18 protein-coding genes are annotated in these 16,060 nt (G+C 46.2%); 10 read left to right on the plus strand and 8 right to left on the minus strand.

All coding sequences use genetic code 11. The features are described from left to right. The 3 genes from A37S_RS25400 to A37S_RS0119415 form a co-directional block, all read left to right on the plus strand. Positions 1–396, plus strand: a 396-nt coding sequence (locus tag A37S_RS25400; RefSeq protein ID WP_051293202.1) for an IS30 family transposase, incomplete at its 5' end; no start/stop codon positions are given. 93 nt (positions 397–489) lie between these two features. Further along, on the plus strand, positions 490–681 hold the full coding sequence (locus A37S_RS0119410) for a cold-shock protein (RefSeq protein ID WP_028298421.1): 192 nt from the start codon (positions 490–492) through the stop codon (positions 679–681). 79 nt (positions 682–760) lie between these two features. Next, positions 761–2,431, plus strand: a complete 1,671-nt coding sequence (locus A37S_RS0119415; RefSeq protein WP_028298422.1) for a glutamine--tRNA ligase/YqeY domain fusion protein — start codon at positions 761–763, stop codon at positions 2,429–2,431. A gap of 22 nt (positions 2,432–2,453) precedes the next feature. Here A37S_RS0119415 and A37S_RS0119420 read toward each other — a convergent pair whose 3' ends face one another. The 6 genes from A37S_RS0119420 to ruvX all read right to left on the minus strand — a co-directional run bounded on the left by A37S_RS0119420 (position 2,454) and on the right by ruvX (position 7,345). Continuing rightward, positions 2,454–3,299, minus strand: a complete 846-nt coding sequence (locus tag A37S_RS0119420) for an N-acetylmuramoyl-L-alanine amidase (RefSeq protein WP_245586430.1) — start codon at positions 3,297–3,299, stop codon at positions 2,454–2,456. 44 nt (positions 3,300–3,343) lie between these two features. Then, positions 3,344–4,387, minus strand: a complete 1,044-nt coding sequence (locus A37S_RS0119425) for a DUF3078 domain-containing protein (RefSeq protein WP_036603341.1) — start codon at positions 4,385–4,387, stop codon at positions 3,344–3,346. A gap of 67 nt (positions 4,388–4,454) precedes the next feature. After that, positions 4,455–5,213, minus strand: coding sequence for a hypothetical protein (locus tag A37S_RS0119430; RefSeq protein WP_157278879.1), 759 nt, complete (start codon positions 5,211–5,213; stop codon positions 4,455–4,457). A 67-nt stretch (positions 5,214–5,280) separates the two neighbouring features. Beyond that, on the minus strand, positions 5,281–6,261 hold the full coding sequence (locus A37S_RS28055; protein ID WP_036603370.1) for a glucosaminidase domain-containing protein: 981 nt from the start codon (positions 6,259–6,261) through the stop codon (positions 5,281–5,283). A gap of 5 nt (positions 6,262–6,266) precedes the next feature. Then, complete coding sequence (locus A37S_RS0119440; protein WP_036603346.1) at positions 6,267–6,893, minus strand: O-methyltransferase; 627 nt, start codon at positions 6,891–6,893, stop codon at positions 6,267–6,269. Positions 6,894–6,928: 35 nt separating this feature from the next. Beyond that, positions 6,929–7,345 (minus strand): Holliday junction resolvase RuvX, encoded by a 417-nt coding sequence (gene ruvX / locus A37S_RS0119445; RefSeq protein ID WP_036603350.1) that lies wholly within the window; start codon positions 7,343–7,345, stop codon positions 6,929–6,931. Between the two features lie 68 nt (positions 7,346–7,413). On the opposite strand from ruvX, the gene A37S_RS25410 reads away from it, so the two are divergent. The 4 genes from A37S_RS25410 to A37S_RS27250 all read left to right on the plus strand — a co-directional run bounded on the left by A37S_RS25410 (position 7,414) and on the right by A37S_RS27250 (position 10,742). After that, complete coding sequence (locus tag A37S_RS25410; RefSeq protein WP_036603373.1) at positions 7,414–8,526, plus strand: DNA polymerase III subunit; 1,113 nt, start codon at positions 7,414–7,416, stop codon at positions 8,524–8,526. A 46-nt stretch (positions 8,527–8,572) separates the two neighbouring features. Further along, positions 8,573–10,000, plus strand: coding sequence for a PSP1 domain-containing protein (locus A37S_RS0119455; protein ID WP_028298428.1), 1,428 nt, complete (start codon positions 8,573–8,575; stop codon positions 9,998–10,000). Continuing rightward, a complete protein-coding gene (locus tag A37S_RS0119460; RefSeq protein ID WP_169719538.1) occupies positions 9,957–10,472 on the plus strand; it encodes a gliding motility lipoprotein GldH in 516 nt (171 codons plus the stop codon). Before A37S_RS0119455 ends, A37S_RS0119460 begins: the two co-directional genes overlap by 44 nt. A gap of 90 nt (positions 10,473–10,562) precedes the next feature. Further along, complete coding sequence (locus A37S_RS27250) at positions 10,563–10,742, plus strand: hypothetical protein (RefSeq protein WP_157278882.1); 180 nt, start codon at positions 10,563–10,565, stop codon at positions 10,740–10,742. A 37-nt stretch (positions 10,743–10,779) separates the two neighbouring features. Here the strand turns inward: A37S_RS27250 and A37S_RS0119465 are convergent, their stop codons facing one another. Continuing rightward, positions 10,780–11,241, minus strand: a complete 462-nt coding sequence (locus tag A37S_RS0119465) for a GreA/GreB family elongation factor (RefSeq protein WP_028298430.1) — start codon at positions 11,239–11,241, stop codon at positions 10,780–10,782. A gap of 7 nt (positions 11,242–11,248) precedes the next feature. Beyond that, positions 11,249–11,794 (minus strand): thermonuclease family protein, encoded by a 546-nt coding sequence (locus tag A37S_RS25415; protein WP_084163977.1) that lies wholly within the window; start codon positions 11,792–11,794, stop codon positions 11,249–11,251. A gap of 74 nt (positions 11,795–11,868) precedes the next feature. Here A37S_RS25415 and A37S_RS0119475 point away from each other — a divergent pair, with 74 nt between their 5' ends. From A37S_RS0119475 to mutL, 3 genes are all read left to right on the plus strand, one after another. Further along, positions 11,869–12,918: an acyltransferase family protein gene (locus A37S_RS0119475; protein ID WP_036603358.1), complete on the plus strand. Its 1,050-nt coding sequence runs from the start codon at positions 11,869–11,871 to the stop codon at positions 12,916–12,918. Positions 12,919–13,144: 226 nt separating this feature from the next. Continuing rightward, entirely contained in the window at positions 13,145–14,173 is a 1,029-nt protein-coding gene (locus tag A37S_RS0119480) for a threonine aldolase family protein (RefSeq protein WP_028298432.1), read from the plus strand. Positions 14,174–14,192: 19 nt separating this feature from the next. Continuing rightward, on the plus strand, positions 14,193–16,046 hold the full coding sequence (gene mutL, locus A37S_RS0119485) for a DNA mismatch repair endonuclease MutL (RefSeq protein WP_028298433.1): 1,854 nt from the start codon (positions 14,193–14,195) through the stop codon (positions 16,044–16,046). Positions 16,047–16,060: the final 14 nt, after the last annotated feature.

The following is a 16,060-nucleotide window of genomic DNA, read 5'->3' on the forward strand; positions in this document are numbered from 1 at the left end:
ATGCTCTTCATGCGCAAGCTGGAAGAGGGAAAGCAGGCCGATGGCCTGCGCAAGGCACTGGTGGAGATGCTCTTGCCCTACAGGGAATGCGTCCACACCATCACCTCCGACAACGGCACCGAGTTCGCCCGGCACAAGCTGATCGCAAAGAAACTGAAGGCCGATTTCTTCTTCGCACACCCCTATTCCTCCTGGGAAAGGGGTACCAACGAGAACACCAACAAGCTCATCAGGCAGTACATACCAAAAAAACAGTCGTTTGACGACTTCAACTGGCAGGATATCAGAAATATACAGTACAAAATCAATGCAAGACCAAGAAAAAAACTAGATTACCAAAACCCCAAGAGCATTTTTTATGCTACCTTAGACCAAAATGTTGCATTGGTGAGTTGAATCTACCCAAGGCTTTTTTTAGCAATTTACTTTTTACTTTTAAATTTATCATTTACCTTTACTGCTCATTCTTTAATACAATAAATTAATACAATGCAAGAAGGAGTAGTAAAATTTTTTAATGAATCAAAAGGTTTCGGATTCATTATCCCCAATTCAGGTGAAGCCGACATCTTTGTTCATACCTCTGGCCTTATCGACCAGATCCGTGAGAATGACAACGTTTCTTACGAGGTTGAAAAAGGTAGAAAGGGCTTAAATGCGGTCAATGTTAAAGTAATCTAAGATTTCCTAATATATAATCGTATTCAGGCTGCCTCCAGAGGCAGCCTTTTTTGTTTGAAAAGCGTATTTTTGCAGCACTATGAGTGAAGAAAGATCCCTGAATTTCCTGGAGGAAATCATCGAAGAAGATATAAAATTGGGCAAGCATGATGGACGTGTGTTGACGCGTTTTCCGCCCGAACCGAACGGCTACCTGCACATCGGCCATGCCAAGTCCATCTGTCTCAACTTTGGACTAGGCAAAAAGTATCATGGCAAAACCAATCTCCGTTTTGACGATACCAATCCGGTGACGGAGGAGGTAGAATATGTGGAAAGCATCAAGAACGACATCCGGTGGTTGGGATTTCAGTGGGACAAGGAACTCTATACATCCGACTACTTTGAGACATTGTACGGCTATGCCGTAACACTGATCAAAAAAGGATTTGCCTATGTGGATGATAGTACGGCCGATGAGATTGCGGCCAGCAAGGGCACCCCTACGGAACCCGGTACGCCAACTCCCTATAGAAGCAGGACCGTAGAAGAAAACCTGGCATTGTTTGAGGATATGCGCGCGGGGAAATACCCGGATGGTGCTAAAGTGTTGCGTGCCAAGATCGATCTGGCCAATCCCAATATGCACATGCGGGATCCTCTTTTGTACCGCATTAAGCATACTCATCACCACCGCACGGGAGATAAGTGGTGCATTTACCCGATGTACGATTTTGCACATGGGCAAAGCGATTCCATCGAGCAGATTACGCATTCCGTATGTACCCTTGAGTTTATCCCACATCGCGAGCTGTACAACTGGCTAATAGCGCAGCTGGAGATTTTCCCTTCCAAACAGTATGAATTTGCCCGCCTCAATATGACCTATACGGTGATGAGCAAGCGGAGGCTACTGCAACTGGTGAACGAAAAGCATGTGGAAGGTTGGGACGATCCCCGGATGCCTACCATTAGTGGTTTGAGGCGCAGGGGCTATACCCCGGCTAGCATCCGCAATTTTTGCGATCGCATTGGCGTGGCCAAGCGCGAAAATGTCATAGATGTGGGGCTGTTGGAGTTCTGCATTCGCGAAGACCTCAATAAGACGGCCTGGCGGCGCATGGCCGTGCTGGATCCTATCAAGTTGGTCATCACCAATTATCCCGAAGGGCAGGAGGAAGTATTACATGGCGAGAACAATCCGGAAGTGGAAGGTGGAGAAGGCGGAAGGGATATCCCTTTCAGCAGAGAGCTGTGGATAGAACGGGAGGACTTCATGGAAAATGCGCCGAAGAAATTCTTCCGCTTAGGACCTGGCTTAAGCGTACGCCTGAAACACGCCTATATCGTCACCTGTGAGGATTTTGTGAAGGATGCCGATGGAAACGTAACCGAGGTACATTGCTCCTATGTAGCTAACTCTAAGAGTGGAGAAGATACCAGCGGCATGAAGGTGAAAGGAACCATTCATTGGGTGAGCGTAGGCCATGCCAAGACCGCCACGGTGCGTATCTATGACAGGTTGTTCAGTGTAGAAAACCCTATGGCTACCGATGGTGACTTCAAGTCAACGTTAAACCCCGATAGTCTTCAGATTATCGAAAAGGCCTATATAGAGCCGGATTTGGCCGGTGCTGAACTTGGTAAGGGATATCAATTTATCAGAAAGGGATATTTCACCTTGGATACCACATCTGGTGCCGATCATTTGGTGTTCAATCAAACGGTAGGGTTGCGCGATACTTGGGCTAAAGAGGTAAAGAAAGGATAGAGAGATGGTGGGGACGGGTATTTTACCTGTCCCTACATTTTAAATAGAGATTGTACAATACGGCGAGCGCATGGTCTGTCCATGTAATGTCTAGTGGATATTCGGGAAGGAAATGGCGCTTGAAAGCGAGGATAGCTGCATCCGGACGTTTGATGTCATATCCCAATATAAGCAAGCCGTCCATCGGGTTGAAAGTGGGGGGAGCTTGGAAAAGCTGCTCGTCGTACCAAAGACCAAATCCCCTTTCAGCCAGTTTTCTCCAAGGAAAGTTAATGTCGGGATCTATTTTTCTGCTGGGAGAGACATCGCCATGGCCTATGATGTTGGCCCTCGGTATCTTGTAATTGGTACAAAGGCTGTCCAAGAGCGTGCAGAGGCTTTGTATCTGTACGTCGGGATAAGGCGCTTTTCCGTTGTTGTCGAGCTCTATGCCCAAAGAGATGCTGTTGAGATCGGTAATGCCCTGCCACTTGCCGCTGCCGGCATGCCATGCCCGGAGGTAATCGTTGAGCATTTGATAGATTTTTCCGTCTTTGCCTATCACGTAGTGGGCGCTGGCCTCCGTATGGGCAAGGGTAAAGGTGCGAAAAGTCTGCTGCACACTATCCTGCGCCGTGTGGTGCAGGATGATGAAGTTGGGCCTGCGCATGTTGAAGTTGATGGTGCCTACCCACTCTGCTTCCTCGCGCTGTCCCTCTAGCCTGGGATCGGGCAACAGACTGGCCGAATCGGGAAGTTTTTTAACCGTAGGATTTGTGGGTATGCTTTTTATTTCCTCAGCAATCTGTTCCACCTGCCGTTGATAAATGAGGTTTGTTTCGGCATATTTCTTCTTGGAAGAACAACTCCAACAAGCTACTAAGAGCACAGTAATACCGCAAAAATATTGGATATATTGACGAAGGCATCCTGTCATCTAGGCCACTTGTATAAAATTCCTATGGCGATTGATTGTGATGTCTGAACGGCATGATCCATTAATGGATCGTAGAGTATAATGCCGTTCAAAGTGGTGCTGATGACCCTAGTAACCCTTGCCGTCAATGTCGCATCTAAGCGGTGACTGGCATTCCTCATATCCTCATAGTTGGCAAAGAAAGCATAACGCGCTTTGATATTGATGTTGGAGCTCAGATTTCGGTCCAAATTAGATACTAGCTGAAATGCAAGTTCATTTCGGAAGGTTCCTGGACGACGGATACCAAAACGTAGGGTGTCTGTTTCGCTAGTTGGAGGAAGCACGTCATCTCTTAGGACGAAAGTTTGGCGCGCTGTACCCGTACCAAAACGAATGGATAAGGTCTTGTCCGGCTGTACTTCCACCCCAAGCGCTTCAGTCAAATAGCCAGGAGCCATAAAACTGGAGATTTTCCTGGTAATGGTGTCCTGCCCCAACGATCCGCTACCATAGGTGAATCCGTTGTCAAACTGCGATTCAAAAGTAAGCGAAGCAAAAAATGACCATTTCCTAGCAAATTTGATGGAATATTTATTGTCCCATAGCATACGGTCATTAGTCTTTCTCGCTAGCTGATCCTTGTTCTGTAGTCTACCGTACTTTAAGTCTAATTCCGAAATGAAGTTTCTATCCTCTTTGGTGTAGTCGAATTTGGAGTTGAACGTTGCTCCCACAGAAATGGAATTGACTCCACCGTTTTGCCAGTTGTCACTAAAGGAGGCCTGATTGGCGTTGATGCCAAATGTAGTCCAGTTGCGCCAATAGTTTACTTTTAAATCGATTTGTTTTTCGGGCATCTTGACTGGCTGAATACCTAATGTAGGTCTTCTGACCGGGAGACTATTTGTTTTTGGCACTTGTTTCAAATCGTCTAGATCATACTCTTGTGCCGATAGGCTGGAGATGAAGCCAAGGCTAAACGATAAAAAGATAAAAATCTGTTTCATCAATACCACTTTGCTAAAGCCGTGTCTGGAATTAATCTGACTGTATATCATACAGCTATTTAGTAATTTTACAAAGATAGAATTAGTTTCACATTAGAAGAACGCTTTTTCGCCTTATTTAGTTTTCCGATTTTTTTTCCGGCTCTATTTTGGGCAATGGCTGCAATCTTCTGGAAGTTGGATTTTGTTTGTACTTGCGGTATGAGTCTCTAATATATTGGCCCATATTATAGTCGTTTGCTTGGCTGACAAAAAAATAAGTGGGGCGATATTGCTGCATGAAATCTTGCAGCGCAGCACCCTTTAGATTGGTGATGCTAGTGACCATCTCTGGTGTAAACTTGGAGTCGATGACATTGTCCTGGTACTCTCTTTCGATCAGCTCTTGCAAGTGCCGTGCGTTCTTTCCTCTCCGACTCAGGAGACTGTACAATGCGTCAATACTGAGACCCGCACCACCCATGGGCGAGACGGACAGCACATTGCCAACGGCTCCCTCGCGATATGCCTTGTCAAATTCCTGCTTGCGCTGGTTGAGAACTTCTGTGGGAGATTTTCTGGCTACTATACTTACTTCGTTGAGCCAAATGCTGGAACGTTGTAGGTTGAAAATGACTGCTTTATTATTCCTTATTACTACGGTATCGGCATAATACCCTTTGGCTACCGCAATTAGGGTGTCTCCCAGTGTACCTGCAATATTGAATTCTCCGCGCTTGTCATTATATTTCATATCATCATTGGCGAGGTTATAGACATATACCTTGGCCACTCGCTGCTTGGTACTTTTGTCAAACACAATCCCCTCCACATTCTGGGCGATGGCCTTCATGCCGAAGAGCAATAAAATGGTCGATATGGACAGTAGACGTTTCAACGTGTCGCAAAAATAGCAAAGCTAGGCGTAAATTGTCTGGGATTTCACACAATTTAACGGTAGGCCGCTATTTAGAAACCAGCAAAAGCTGTCCTATGCTCAGTTTTTCGTCGCTTATATCGTTCAAGGTTTTGATATCATCTACCGTCAGGCCGTAGAGTTTGCCAATACTATACAGGGTGTCTCCTCGCCTCACTTCATGTATCTTCATGGCTACAGGCGGTTTGGCGGCAGCCTCTTCTGCCTCTTTTTGCGGAGGTACCTCCGCTATATCTTGCAGTACGCGCTCTTCACGCCTGTTCTTCTCCAAGGAAGATTCCGCCTGGTCGTATTGGTTAAGTTCATAACGTTCAATGAGGCCGATCAATAAGTCGGCATATTTTGGGTTGGTAGCATATCCTGCCTTCTTAAGACCGTGTGCCCAGCCCATATAATCATTCTTTTCCAGTTCGAACAGCGGTTCGTATCGTTTTCTGAGCAAGAATTGCGAATGGTCGCGGTAGGATTCCTCTGCCGTGGTGTAGGAACGAAAGCAATCATCCACGGCATCGTCGTCTTTCAATACAGAAGGACCCTGCCAATCGGACGTGCACTTTATGCCAAAATGGTTGTTGGCCTGTATAGCCAAACTGCTATTGCCGTTGCCAGACTCCAGTAGGCCTTGGGCCAGGGTGATACTAGCGGGGATGCCGTACAAGTTCATTTCGCGCACAGCAATGCTTTTGTAGCGTTCGATATATTGCTGTGCCGAAGTGCTGTACTGGGGTTTGGATACTGCGTCATCTATTACCCTGGGCGATACCGGGGTGCTACCGCTTTCCGGCTGTTGCCTGCTTGCGTTGCTTTCGGATGGAGCTTGGGTGTTTTTTACGCGTTCTATTTCCTCCACTTTAGCAGGTTTATCCTCGGGAGCCTTAATGGATGGTTTTTTGGCAGACTGGCCAAATGTTTTCCTACCAGGCCTTTCTATCGAGGATTTCTTGGTTTGGCAGGCCGCAAAAAAGCATGCCAACAAAATGAAGCAAAGGAAACGCTGTGTCGCGATCATAACCTTTATTTTTTGCGTATCATCCATATGCCATCCCGTATGGGAAGTATTACCTTCTCTACCCTTTCGTCCTTTGTGATGTATTCATTCAACTGCAATACTTGCTTGGTTTGCTTATCAGGTGCCTCTTCCAGAACCTTTCCTTTCCAGAGTACGTTATCTATGAGGATAACCCCACCTGATGGGATTTTGTTCAATACCAGCTCATAGTAGTGCTGATTGTTCTTTTTATCGGCATCGATAAACACCAAGTCAAACCATTCCGTAAGTTCTGGGATGATGTGTTGCGCATCTCCGATATGCAATTGTATCCGATCTTTCAAGCCTGCTTCCTTTATATAGGACGATACCCGATCGTAACGCTCTTCATTGATGTCAATGCTGTGTAGCGTTCCGTTTGGAGCAAGGCCTTCTGCCAAACAAAGTGTGGCATAACCAGTGAAAGTACCTATCTCCAATATGTTTTTTGGTTGTATCAACTTGCTTAAAAAGGCAAGCACTCTGCCTTGATGGTGCCCAGAAAGCATATGGGGCATGGTCTCCATCAGATGCGTTTCTCGGTCTATGCGCCGAAGCAAAGACGATTCTGCATCACAATGTTCATTCAGGTAGTCGATTAGCAGTTCGTTCATGATGTCTATCACTAAACAAAAGTAGAAAATTTACTTTAATAACTTTCTAATGTTTTCATGTAATCTTGCAGTATGATCACGGCAGACACTTTGTCAATAAGGGATTTGTCTTGACGTTTGATCCTACCCATATTGCTCTGTGCAATACTGGCCGAAGCGATCTTGCTGGTGAAGCGTTCGTCAATGATAGCGATTGGAATATGTGGAAAATGTTTCTTCAGCGTGGTAATAAAACCTTTGATGTGCGGGGTGGAATGCGTGGGGCTACCATCGAGCCTGCTAGACATGCCCACGACAAACGTTTCCACTGGCTCTTGCAAGAGGTACCTCTTAAGGTATTCAATTAGATCCTTCGGATGGACGGTGTCCAGCGCCGTAGCGATAATTTTCAATGGATCGGTGACCGCTATTCCCACTCTTTTCGTACCATAGTCAAAGGCCATTATCCGCATAATCCGTATCTTTGTCGCTTAGCTGCGGTTCAAAACTACGGGCTATAATCGGAAAAGGCAAAAGAAAAATGCAGTTCAAGGATATTATTGGTCAGCAAGCAATTAAAAATCACCTTATTAATACGGCACGGGAGAGCCGGGTGAGCCATGCGCAACTCTTTTTGGGGCCCGAGGGTAGTGGCAATTTGCCTTTGGCATTGGCCTATGCGCAGTATATCAACTGCGAGCAGCCTTCGGCAACGGATAGCTGTGGCGAGTGTTCGTCGTGCAGGAAGTATGCCAAGCTGGTACACCCCGATCTCCATTTTTCCTACCCCTTCTTTTCGTCCAGCTCTTCGGATACCGCTGTTTTATTTATAGAAAAGTGGCGTAAGGCATTTCTGTCAAACCCTTACTTGGGGCTAGATGCTTGGCGCAATGAGCTGGATGCCGGCAACAAGCAAGCTAATATTAATGTGGCTGAATGCCATCAGATTATCCAGAAGCTCAGCCTGAAGGCTTTTGAAGCTCCCTATAAAGTCCTGATCATGTGGCTGCCGGAGTATTTGGACAAGAATGGCAATACCTTGCTGAAGCTCATCGAGGAACCGCCTGAAAAGACCCTGTTCCTGTTGGTAGCACAAAATCAGGATAAGCTGCTCAACACCATTATCTCCCGTACGCAACTGGTAAAGGTAAATGCGATAGATAAGCAAAGCCTCGCCAGCTATTTGGTGGAGGAAAAACACCTGATGGCAGACAAGGCTACGCAGGTAGCATATATCAGCGACGGCAATTTGCAGCGGGCAATTGACTTGATTGCTGAAGGAACCAACGACTATTTTTATCTTTTTCGAGATTGGTTGAGAGCTTGTTATAACAGCAAGGTACTGTCCGTCATAGATATTTCCGAATCAAAATTAGCCTCCTTGGGCAGGGAAAACCAAAAAAGTTTCTTAATTTACGCCATTAATCTGATGCGCGAAGTGGTATTGCACAAGGAAAGTGCAGGTCAGTTGGTTCATGTCACGGAAGAAGAGTTGGATTTCGTCTCCAAGTTTTCAGCTACGTTGAATCTTGACCAGTTGGTAGCCAGTATTTCTTTGTTTGAAAGGGCGAGTTATTATATAGAACGTAATGCCAACCCTAAAATACTATTTTTAGATGTATCTTTGCAATTGATTTTGTTATTAAATCGCTAAACGTTCTCCCCGAAGTGCTCGGGCGAGACTCAATATATAAAATAATATGGGATGCAGTAGCTGTTCATCCGGAGGTGGGTGTGCGCCCGCAGGTTGCCAAAGCAACGGGTCTTGTATGACCAATGGATGCAATAAATTGGATGTTTACGACTGGCTAAGCGATATGGATATGCCAGCAAACTATATAGCCTTCAATATCGTAGAAATTCGTTTCAAGGGATCTAGAAAGGATTTTTACATCAATAAGGATAATTTATACTTAGAGATGGGCGAGCCAGTGGCAGTGGAAACCGGAGCTGGAGGCTACGATATAGGCCACGTGTCGCTTACCGGCGAGCTGGTACGCCTGCAGATGAAGAAGAACAAAGTGCAGGTAGAAGCGGTAGAGAAAAAGATATTCAGGAAGGCAACAGCCAATGACCTGGAAAAATACGAAGCCGCGAAGAACCTGGAGTGGGAGACGATGCATCGTGCCCGCAAGTTGGCATTGGATCTGGGGCTTTTGATGAAAATCAGCGATGTAGACTTTCAAGGAGATAGAACCAAAGCCACTTTCTATTATACGGCCGATGGCCGAGTAGACTTTAGGGAGCTGATCAAGAGGATGGCCGAGGCATTTCGCATACGTATAGAGATGCGTCAGATCGGTATGCGTCAGGAAGCAAGCAGGTTGGGAGGTATAGGCTCCTGTGGCCGCGAATTGTGCTGTTCCACTTGGCTAACTGACTTCAAGACCGTTTCCACGTCCGCTGCTCGCTACCAGAACCTCTCCCTCAATACGCTGAAACTGGCAGGACAATGTGGCAAATTGAAGTGTTGCCTCAACTATGAATTGGATGCCTATATGGATGCCCTCAAGGACGTCCCTTCCGATATAGACCGGCTGGAGACAAAAAGAGGGATAGCCTATCTACAAAAAACGGACATCTTCAAAAAGATGATGTGGTTTAGTTATAAGGGCGACGAAAACTGGATTGCCTTGGACGCAAAACAGGTAAAGGAAATAGCCGCCAAAAATAAAGAAGGCGAGATTCTTGACGATATCGTGGATGTTCAGGCAAATACACCTCTGACAGAACCAACGGCTTCATTTGACTATGAGAACGTGGTGGGGCAGGACAGTTTGACCAGGTTGGACGATAAAAGCAGGAAAAGGAAAAAATCAAAAAATCGCGGCAGGAGCAAGAATAAAAATGCACAAGGGGGTGTCTCGGAAAAGACAGCTTCCAATATGACGGAGAAAGCTGGCGAAGGCAAGAGCGAAAAGCAGCAGCGCAATAAGCAGCAAGCAAAGCCAAGCCGTCCCAATAATACAAAGGAAAATAAAGGTGAAACGCCAGGCACTACTCCTGTTGTCAATGCTGATGGAGTACCTATCAAGCAAGGGGCAGCACGGAAAAAGAATAACAAAAGGCGTTATAAGAATAGAAATGGGAAGGACAATCAACCAAAGAACGGCGGGGAGCAGGGCTAGGTGGTGTCCGATGCTGGTGATTGCTGCCTGTTGTTTTGTTCTTTTTGTTTGCTCTTGCGAACAAGGTGCCGTGATCGACGAGTTTCGTGCCATTCCAGAGCGAGATTGGGCATATAGCTTTCATCCTTCATTTGATGTGCCCATAAAGGATACTACTCAGGCCTATGATTTAAAGCTCAATTTAAGGGTGACTGGGGAATACAAGTATTCTAATATTTATGTCTTAGTGCGGCAGAGAAATCCCAATGGCAAGACGAATACGGATCGCGTTCAATTGAAACTTGCGGACGCCGATGGCCGATGGCTTGGACAAGGGGGCGGGGGCTTGTACACTTACCAAGCGGCTTTTAAGAGAAGATATTATTTTCCCGATACGGGAACATACAAGATAGAAATCGAGCAAAATATGCGTGATAATCCCTTGAAACAGGTAAGTGATATAGGGGTATGTGTGGTGCCAAGTAGGCAATAAGTGTCAGACGTGAGACGTGAGATATCGCATGGAAACGCAATGCTGAAGTACCGCCGCAATACATTGCGGCTTCAATAAACGAACGAATTAATGAAGAAACTAGTAACCTCTCCTTATTTCCCTTACGTCTATCTATTCGTCATCATCTGCTGCTTTGTGGCCATCTTGTTTCTGCCACCTAGCAATCCCCTCTTCATAGGTAGTGTGGTGCTTGGGCTCTTGCTGTTTTTCCTGTCTATTTACAGGAGAATGTTGGGTAGGAGGAGGTAATAGCTCCTTTGAAGTTAATAAAGGGCATACAACATAATCACCATACTGATTTAATAAAATAAGTACGATTATTGAAGCTTACCTTGTCTCCGTCTTTCTTGCCCATGAACAGCTTTCCAATGGGGGAGGCCGGAGAAATAACCAAATAGGTGTTGCCTTCCACATTGAGCTTGCCAGCACTTACTGCCATGAAAAACTTCCCTGCACCGGTCTCTATCACACTTCCTGGTCCCACTATCTTGCTCGATAGGTCTATGCGGATCTGTGTCATTGCCGTTTCCATGCTTCGTGCTTCCATGAGCAGTTTCTCGTTGCGCGTGATATCTTGCTGCATCATCTCGCGCGTGGTCTCGTACTTGTCGCCGGCGCTGCTCTTGGTGTCATCATGCGTGGCCTCGCGGGCAGCAGCAATGGCTTGCAGGGCATTGCTAATACGATGGTTGATGTATTCCATTGTAGCTTGCCGCAAGGCCTGTTTCGTTTTTTCGTATTGTTGCATACTTGTGTTAAATAAGAGGTGAAGAACGGATAAACACCCAAGATATATCGTTTCTTGTTATAGGTGTCAGCAGGGCGACTTTCTTTTTCGCATTTGCTCTTTTGCGATATGCCCAGGGGCTTTCCGGAGTCAACTGTTTCCAAAGGCCTTTTCTTTGGCTGCGGGCCGCAACCTCCATGTGGCTCCATTGCTTGTTCCTGTCATACTGGGTATAGTGCCAGGCCAAACCGGCTTTTAGCAGTGCTTCATTGATACACTTTTTATTTACATAGACTATCGCCACATGTCTTTTGTAACGATCCTTATATTTTACATGGACTTGTATCTGTTTTCCTTTTAGTGCATCGGTCAAAAACATGGTTGCCTCGCGGCCATAAGGTTGCCCAAGTTCGGGACAATCGATGCCGTATAATCGGATTTTGTGTCGCTTAAGGCTGCTTGTTTCCAAGACAAAGGTGTCTCCGTCACTTACTTTTACGACTTTGCCTCTCAGTACCTGTGCATACAAAGCACAAGGTAATAGCAATAGGAGAATAAAGAGTAGTCGTTTCACCCTGCGAAGGTAAGGGTATTTGGTAGAATGCCGATTATTTGGTAATCTTGATGCTTAAATAAATTGGCCTAGGCATGTTAGAGAGTAAGCGGCATTTTCAAATACTGGATGGGTTAAGAGGAGTTGCGGCGGTAGCTATTGTGGTTTTCCATTTTATGGAAATAGTATATTTACCTAGCCAGAACTTTATCGGTCATGGCTTTTTGGCCGTCGACTTTTTTTTCTGCCTGTCTGGATTTGTCATCGCCTATGCTTATGATGATCGGACCGGAGAAATGGGCAAGCTCGCTTTTTTCAAGCGGAGGTTGATAAGGTTGCACCCACTAGTAGTGCTCGGAACTGTCTTGGGCTTATTGACCTTTCTTTTTGACCCTTTTGGCGGATCGGCAGACAACTATGATGTAGGCACGATCATCTTGATAGTTGTTTGCTCCCTATTGCTCATCCCTTTCCCGGTTATGGAAGATAGGTTTTTCAACCTTTTTGGGCTGAACGCCCCTGCTTGGTCCCTGTTTTGGGAATACGTGGCCAACCTGGCGTATATTTTCATCTTCCGAAAAATGGCTCGCCAGTACTTGCTATTGCTGGCCCTGTTGATGGCATTCGCTTTGTTTTATGTGGCTTATAATAGCGATTCCGTAATGGGGGGATGGAATGGAGAGACCTTTTGGGATGGGGGTGCACGCATAGGCTACTCCTTTTTGGCAGGAATGCTTATTTGTCGTTCCAATTGGATCATCCGAACGAAATTGGGTTTCTTTGGGCTTTCCCTGCTGCTGCTATCGGCATTTCTCCTACCCTTTTTTGCCAAAAACTGGCTGGTTGAGCTGGCGGTTGTCCTCTTTTATTTTCCGTTGATCGTTTCTTTGGGGGCAGGTACTTATCAGGATGGCTGGCTGACAAAAGTGTGTACATTTTCGGGAAATATTTCCTACCCGCTGTATATGACGCATTATGCGGTGATGTGGGTATTTGCCGATTATTACAACGACAATCATCCCGGTACTTTGCAGCTTGCCATAATCATAAGTATAGGGACTGTTCTGCTGGTGGGCTTTGCTTATTTGGCTATGAAGGTCTACGACATCCCTGTGCGTAGGTACCTAAGCCGCAAATGGAGATAAATAGAGCACTGTACCTAATAAGTAATGGCGTGCACGACAAAAATCCTATTTGAACAAAAAAAGCGTCTTTGATGAATGTAATGAAGAAGCAATCTGCTTTTTTGTTTGCCAGACTGCTTTGCCGTTCCATCTCGCAGTGACGGCCGACTGTAAGGGGAAATTTGTTGTGCACCCTAAGTAATAATATAAGTTATGGCATTAAGCGTTTATTGCGATATTTGGCCTGATGAAATCTTTCGCAAGTGACAACTATGCTGGCGCCGTACCAGAAGTATTGGAGGCTGTTTTTGAGGCCAATAAAGAGCACCAATCATCTTATGGTGCAGATGGATATACCGAGCAGCTAAAGAATAAACTGCAAGAACTTATAGGCTTGGACTTGAGCCTGCATTTGGTTTTTAACGGAACGGGAGCCAATGTCTTTGGCCTGAGCTGCATGTTGCAGCCCTACGAGTCCGTTCTGTGTGCCCAATGTGCACACATCTACAATGATGAAAGCACGTCGCCAGAAGCTTATTTGGGCACGCGCCTAGTACCCTTGCCTATTGATGACGAGGGAAAATTGACACCAGAGGTAGTTGCACGAGCCGTCATCAGGAAAGGGGATATGCATTTTGCCCAGCCTAAGGTGCTTAGTATTACCCAATGTACGGAATATGGTACGGTATATTCCCTGCAGGAATTAGAAGCGCTCAAAGAGGTCGCGAAAGACAAAGGCTTGCTATTGCATATGGATGGATCGAGATTGTTCATGGCAGCAGCTGCGCTTCGATGCTCCCTGTCAGACATTATCCATGCCGCAGGTGTGGATGTGCTATCACTGGGTGGTACCAAATTGGGTATGTTATATGGAGAGGCCGTACTGCTATTTAATAGGGCTCTATGGGAAAAGGGGCCTTATATGCACAAGAGAAGCATGCAGTTGAGCTCAAAGAACAGGTTTATCGCCGTACAATTTCTGGCATTGTTAAAGCAGGAGCTTTGGCGTAAATATGCGGTACAGGCATTAGCTGCTACTCAAAAGTTGCTGCAGGTATTGGATAAATTCCCCCAGATCGTTATCACAAAGCCTGTACAGGCAAATGCCATCTTTGCCACGATGCCCGAGGCATGGATTGCGCCATTGCAAGAAGAAGTGAAATTCTACGTTTGGGACGAGCATATCAACGAGGTGCGGCTTATGTGCGCCTTTGATACGGATGAGGAGGAAATAGCACGGTTTGAGCGGCGATTGGATTTGCTGTCACAAGGCTAATTCGTAACTTCGCAGCAATATGTCAGATATTATCCAGTTGTTGCCCGATGCGGTAGCCAATCAGATTGCGGCGGGAGAGGTGGTGCAGCGTCCGGCCTCTGCTGTGAAAGAACTGATGGAAAATGCCATAGATGCCGGGGCAGACAAAATACAGCTTATCGTGCGCGATGCGGGCAAGTCCTTGATTCAGGTCATAGACAATGGGTGCGGCATGAGCGTTACCGATGCGCGTATGTGCTTCGAGCGCCACGCTACGTCCAAGTTGAGGAAGGCCGACGATTTGTTTGCCATTCGTACCATGGGCTTTCGCGGAGAGGCAATGGCCTCCATAGCGGCCATAGCCCATGTGGAGATGAAGACCCGAAGGCACGAAGATGAATTGGGGACTTGCATTGTGATAGAAGGCACACAGGTGGTCAGCCAGGAGCCCGTGGCTACCGCGGCGGGGACAAGCATTGCCATCAAAAACCTTTTCTTCAATACGCCTGCCAGGCGCAATTTCTTGAAGAGCAATCCATCTGAGATGCGGCATATCATCGATGAGTTCCAGCGTCAATCATTGGCTCATCCTGATATTTTTTTTACGATGCATAGCGATGGCAATGAACTGTTCCACTTGCCTGCCGAGGGGCTAAAGCAACGCATCGTACATCTGTTTGGCAACAATTACAATCAACGGTTGGTACCCGTAGAGGAAGAAACGACCATCATCAACCTTCGGGGCTTTGTGGGAAAACCGGAATATGCAAAAAAAACCAGGGGTGAGCAATATTTCTTCGTGAACAGTCGCTTTATAAAAGATCCTTATCTCAACCATGCCGTGATGAACGCCTATGACGAAATACTTCCGGCAGATACTTTCCCTCTGTATGTCCTGTTTATAGAGATTGACCCGGCACAGATTGACGTGAATGTGCATCCTACCAAAACGGAAATCAAGTACCAGGATGAACGGTCTATCTATGCCATAGTGCGTTCGGCCGTGAAACGATCGCTCGGGCGTTACAACATCACGCCAAGCCTCGATTTTGAGCAGGAGACGGGTTTCAGTCAGATGATAACGCCCAAAAAGATGGAGGATATCGTACCGCCTGCGGTTAGCTTCAATCCGCAATTCAATCCGTTTCAGACAGATAAGGAAACGGAAAGCGACAAGAGTCCATCTACCGGTAAGTACAATTACAGACCTTCTTCTTCGGGTATGCCCGGTAACTGGGACACACTTTACCAAATTACGCAAAAGGAGAAAGAAGAGCAGCTGAATTTGCACCAAGAAGAAATGCCTTCGGATAGCAATATGGTGAAGAATCAGGCCATCTTTCAGCTGCATAACCAGTTTATCCTATCGCAGATCAGGTCTGGTTTTATCTTGATAGATCAGCAAGCGGCGCATGAGCGGATTTTGTTCGAACGTTTTTTGCAGCAACTGGAAAGTAGGCAGGGGGCCAGCCAGCAAAGCCTCTTCCCTCAAACGATTTCCCTGCAAGCGGCCGATTTTGAACTGATCAAGGATTTGCTTCCCGATATCCAGTCATTGGGTTTTCAGATCAGGGAATTTGGTCGTCATACTTTTGTGGTAGAAGGCATTCCTGCCGATTTGTCTTCGGGCATCAGCGAAGCACAGGTCCTGGAGCAGCTCTTAGAAGCGTATAAGAACAACCAATCGGAGTTGAAAATTGATAAAAGGGAGAACTTGGCACGTAGTTTGGCAAGAAATGCAGCCATCAAATCAGGAACATACTTAAGTCCGGAGGAGATGTCTGACTTGGTGGACAAACTATTTGCTTGTACCTCACCCAATATTTCTTTGAGTGGAAAGCCTATAATAGTTACCTTTACCATGAAAGATTTGCTCGAAAAATTTGAGCGATAATGTAGTAGTTAGAT

It is taken from the genome of Olivibacter sitiensis DSM 17696 (genome assembly GCF_000427965.1).
Classification (GTDB): Bacteria; Bacteroidota; Bacteroidia; order Sphingobacteriales; family Sphingobacteriaceae; genus Olivibacter; species Olivibacter sitiensis.

What these genes read in the sequence shown, in the direction of transcription:
- A37S_RS27250 (WP_157278882.1), top strand. Translation starts at nt 10,563, where the DNA reads ATGAAGAAACTAGTAACCTCTCCTTATTTCCCTTACGTCTATCTATTC.
- mutL (WP_028298433.1), top strand. Translation starts at nt 14,193, where the DNA reads ATGTCAGATATTATCCAGTTGTTGCCCGATGCGGTAGCCAATCAGATT.
- A37S_RS0119415 (WP_028298422.1), top strand. Translation starts at nt 761, where the DNA reads ATGAGTGAAGAAAGATCCCTGAATTTCCTGGAGGAAATCATCGAAGAA.
- A37S_RS25410 (WP_036603373.1), top strand. Translation starts at nt 7,414, where the DNA reads ATGCAGTTCAAGGATATTATTGGTCAGCAAGCAATTAAAAATCACCTT.
- A37S_RS0119455 (WP_028298428.1), top strand. Translation starts at nt 8,573, where the DNA reads ATGGGATGCAGTAGCTGTTCATCCGGAGGTGGGTGTGCGCCCGCAGGT.
- A37S_RS0119480 (WP_028298432.1), top strand. Translation starts at nt 13,145, where the DNA reads ATGAAATCTTTCGCAAGTGACAACTATGCTGGCGCCGTACCAGAAGTA.
- A37S_RS0119475 (WP_036603358.1), top strand. Translation starts at nt 11,869, where the DNA reads ATGTTAGAGAGTAAGCGGCATTTTCAAATACTGGATGGGTTAAGAGGA.
- A37S_RS0119465 (WP_028298430.1), bottom strand. Translation starts at nt 11,241, where the DNA reads ATGCAACAATACGAAAAAACGAAACAGGCCTTGCGGCAAGCTACAATG.
- A37S_RS0119410 (WP_028298421.1), top strand. Translation starts at nt 490, where the DNA reads ATGCAAGAAGGAGTAGTAAAATTTTTTAATGAATCAAAAGGTTTCGGA.
- A37S_RS0119440 (WP_036603346.1), bottom strand. Translation starts at nt 6,893, where the DNA reads ATGAACGAACTGCTAATCGACTACCTGAATGAACATTGTGATGCAGAA.
- A37S_RS28055 (WP_036603370.1), bottom strand. Translation starts at nt 6,261, where the DNA reads ATGATCGCGACACAGCGTTTCCTTTGCTTCATTTTGTTGGCATGCTTT.
- A37S_RS0119425 (WP_036603341.1), bottom strand. Translation starts at nt 4,387, where the DNA reads ATGATATACAGTCAGATTAATTCCAGACACGGCTTTAGCAAAGTGGTA.
- ruvX (WP_036603350.1), bottom strand. Translation starts at nt 7,345, where the DNA reads ATGCGGATAATGGCCTTTGACTATGGTACGAAAAGAGTGGGAATAGCG.
- A37S_RS0119460 (WP_169719538.1), top strand. Translation starts at nt 9,957, where the DNA reads ATGGGAAGGACAATCAACCAAAGAACGGCGGGGAGCAGGGCTAGGTGG.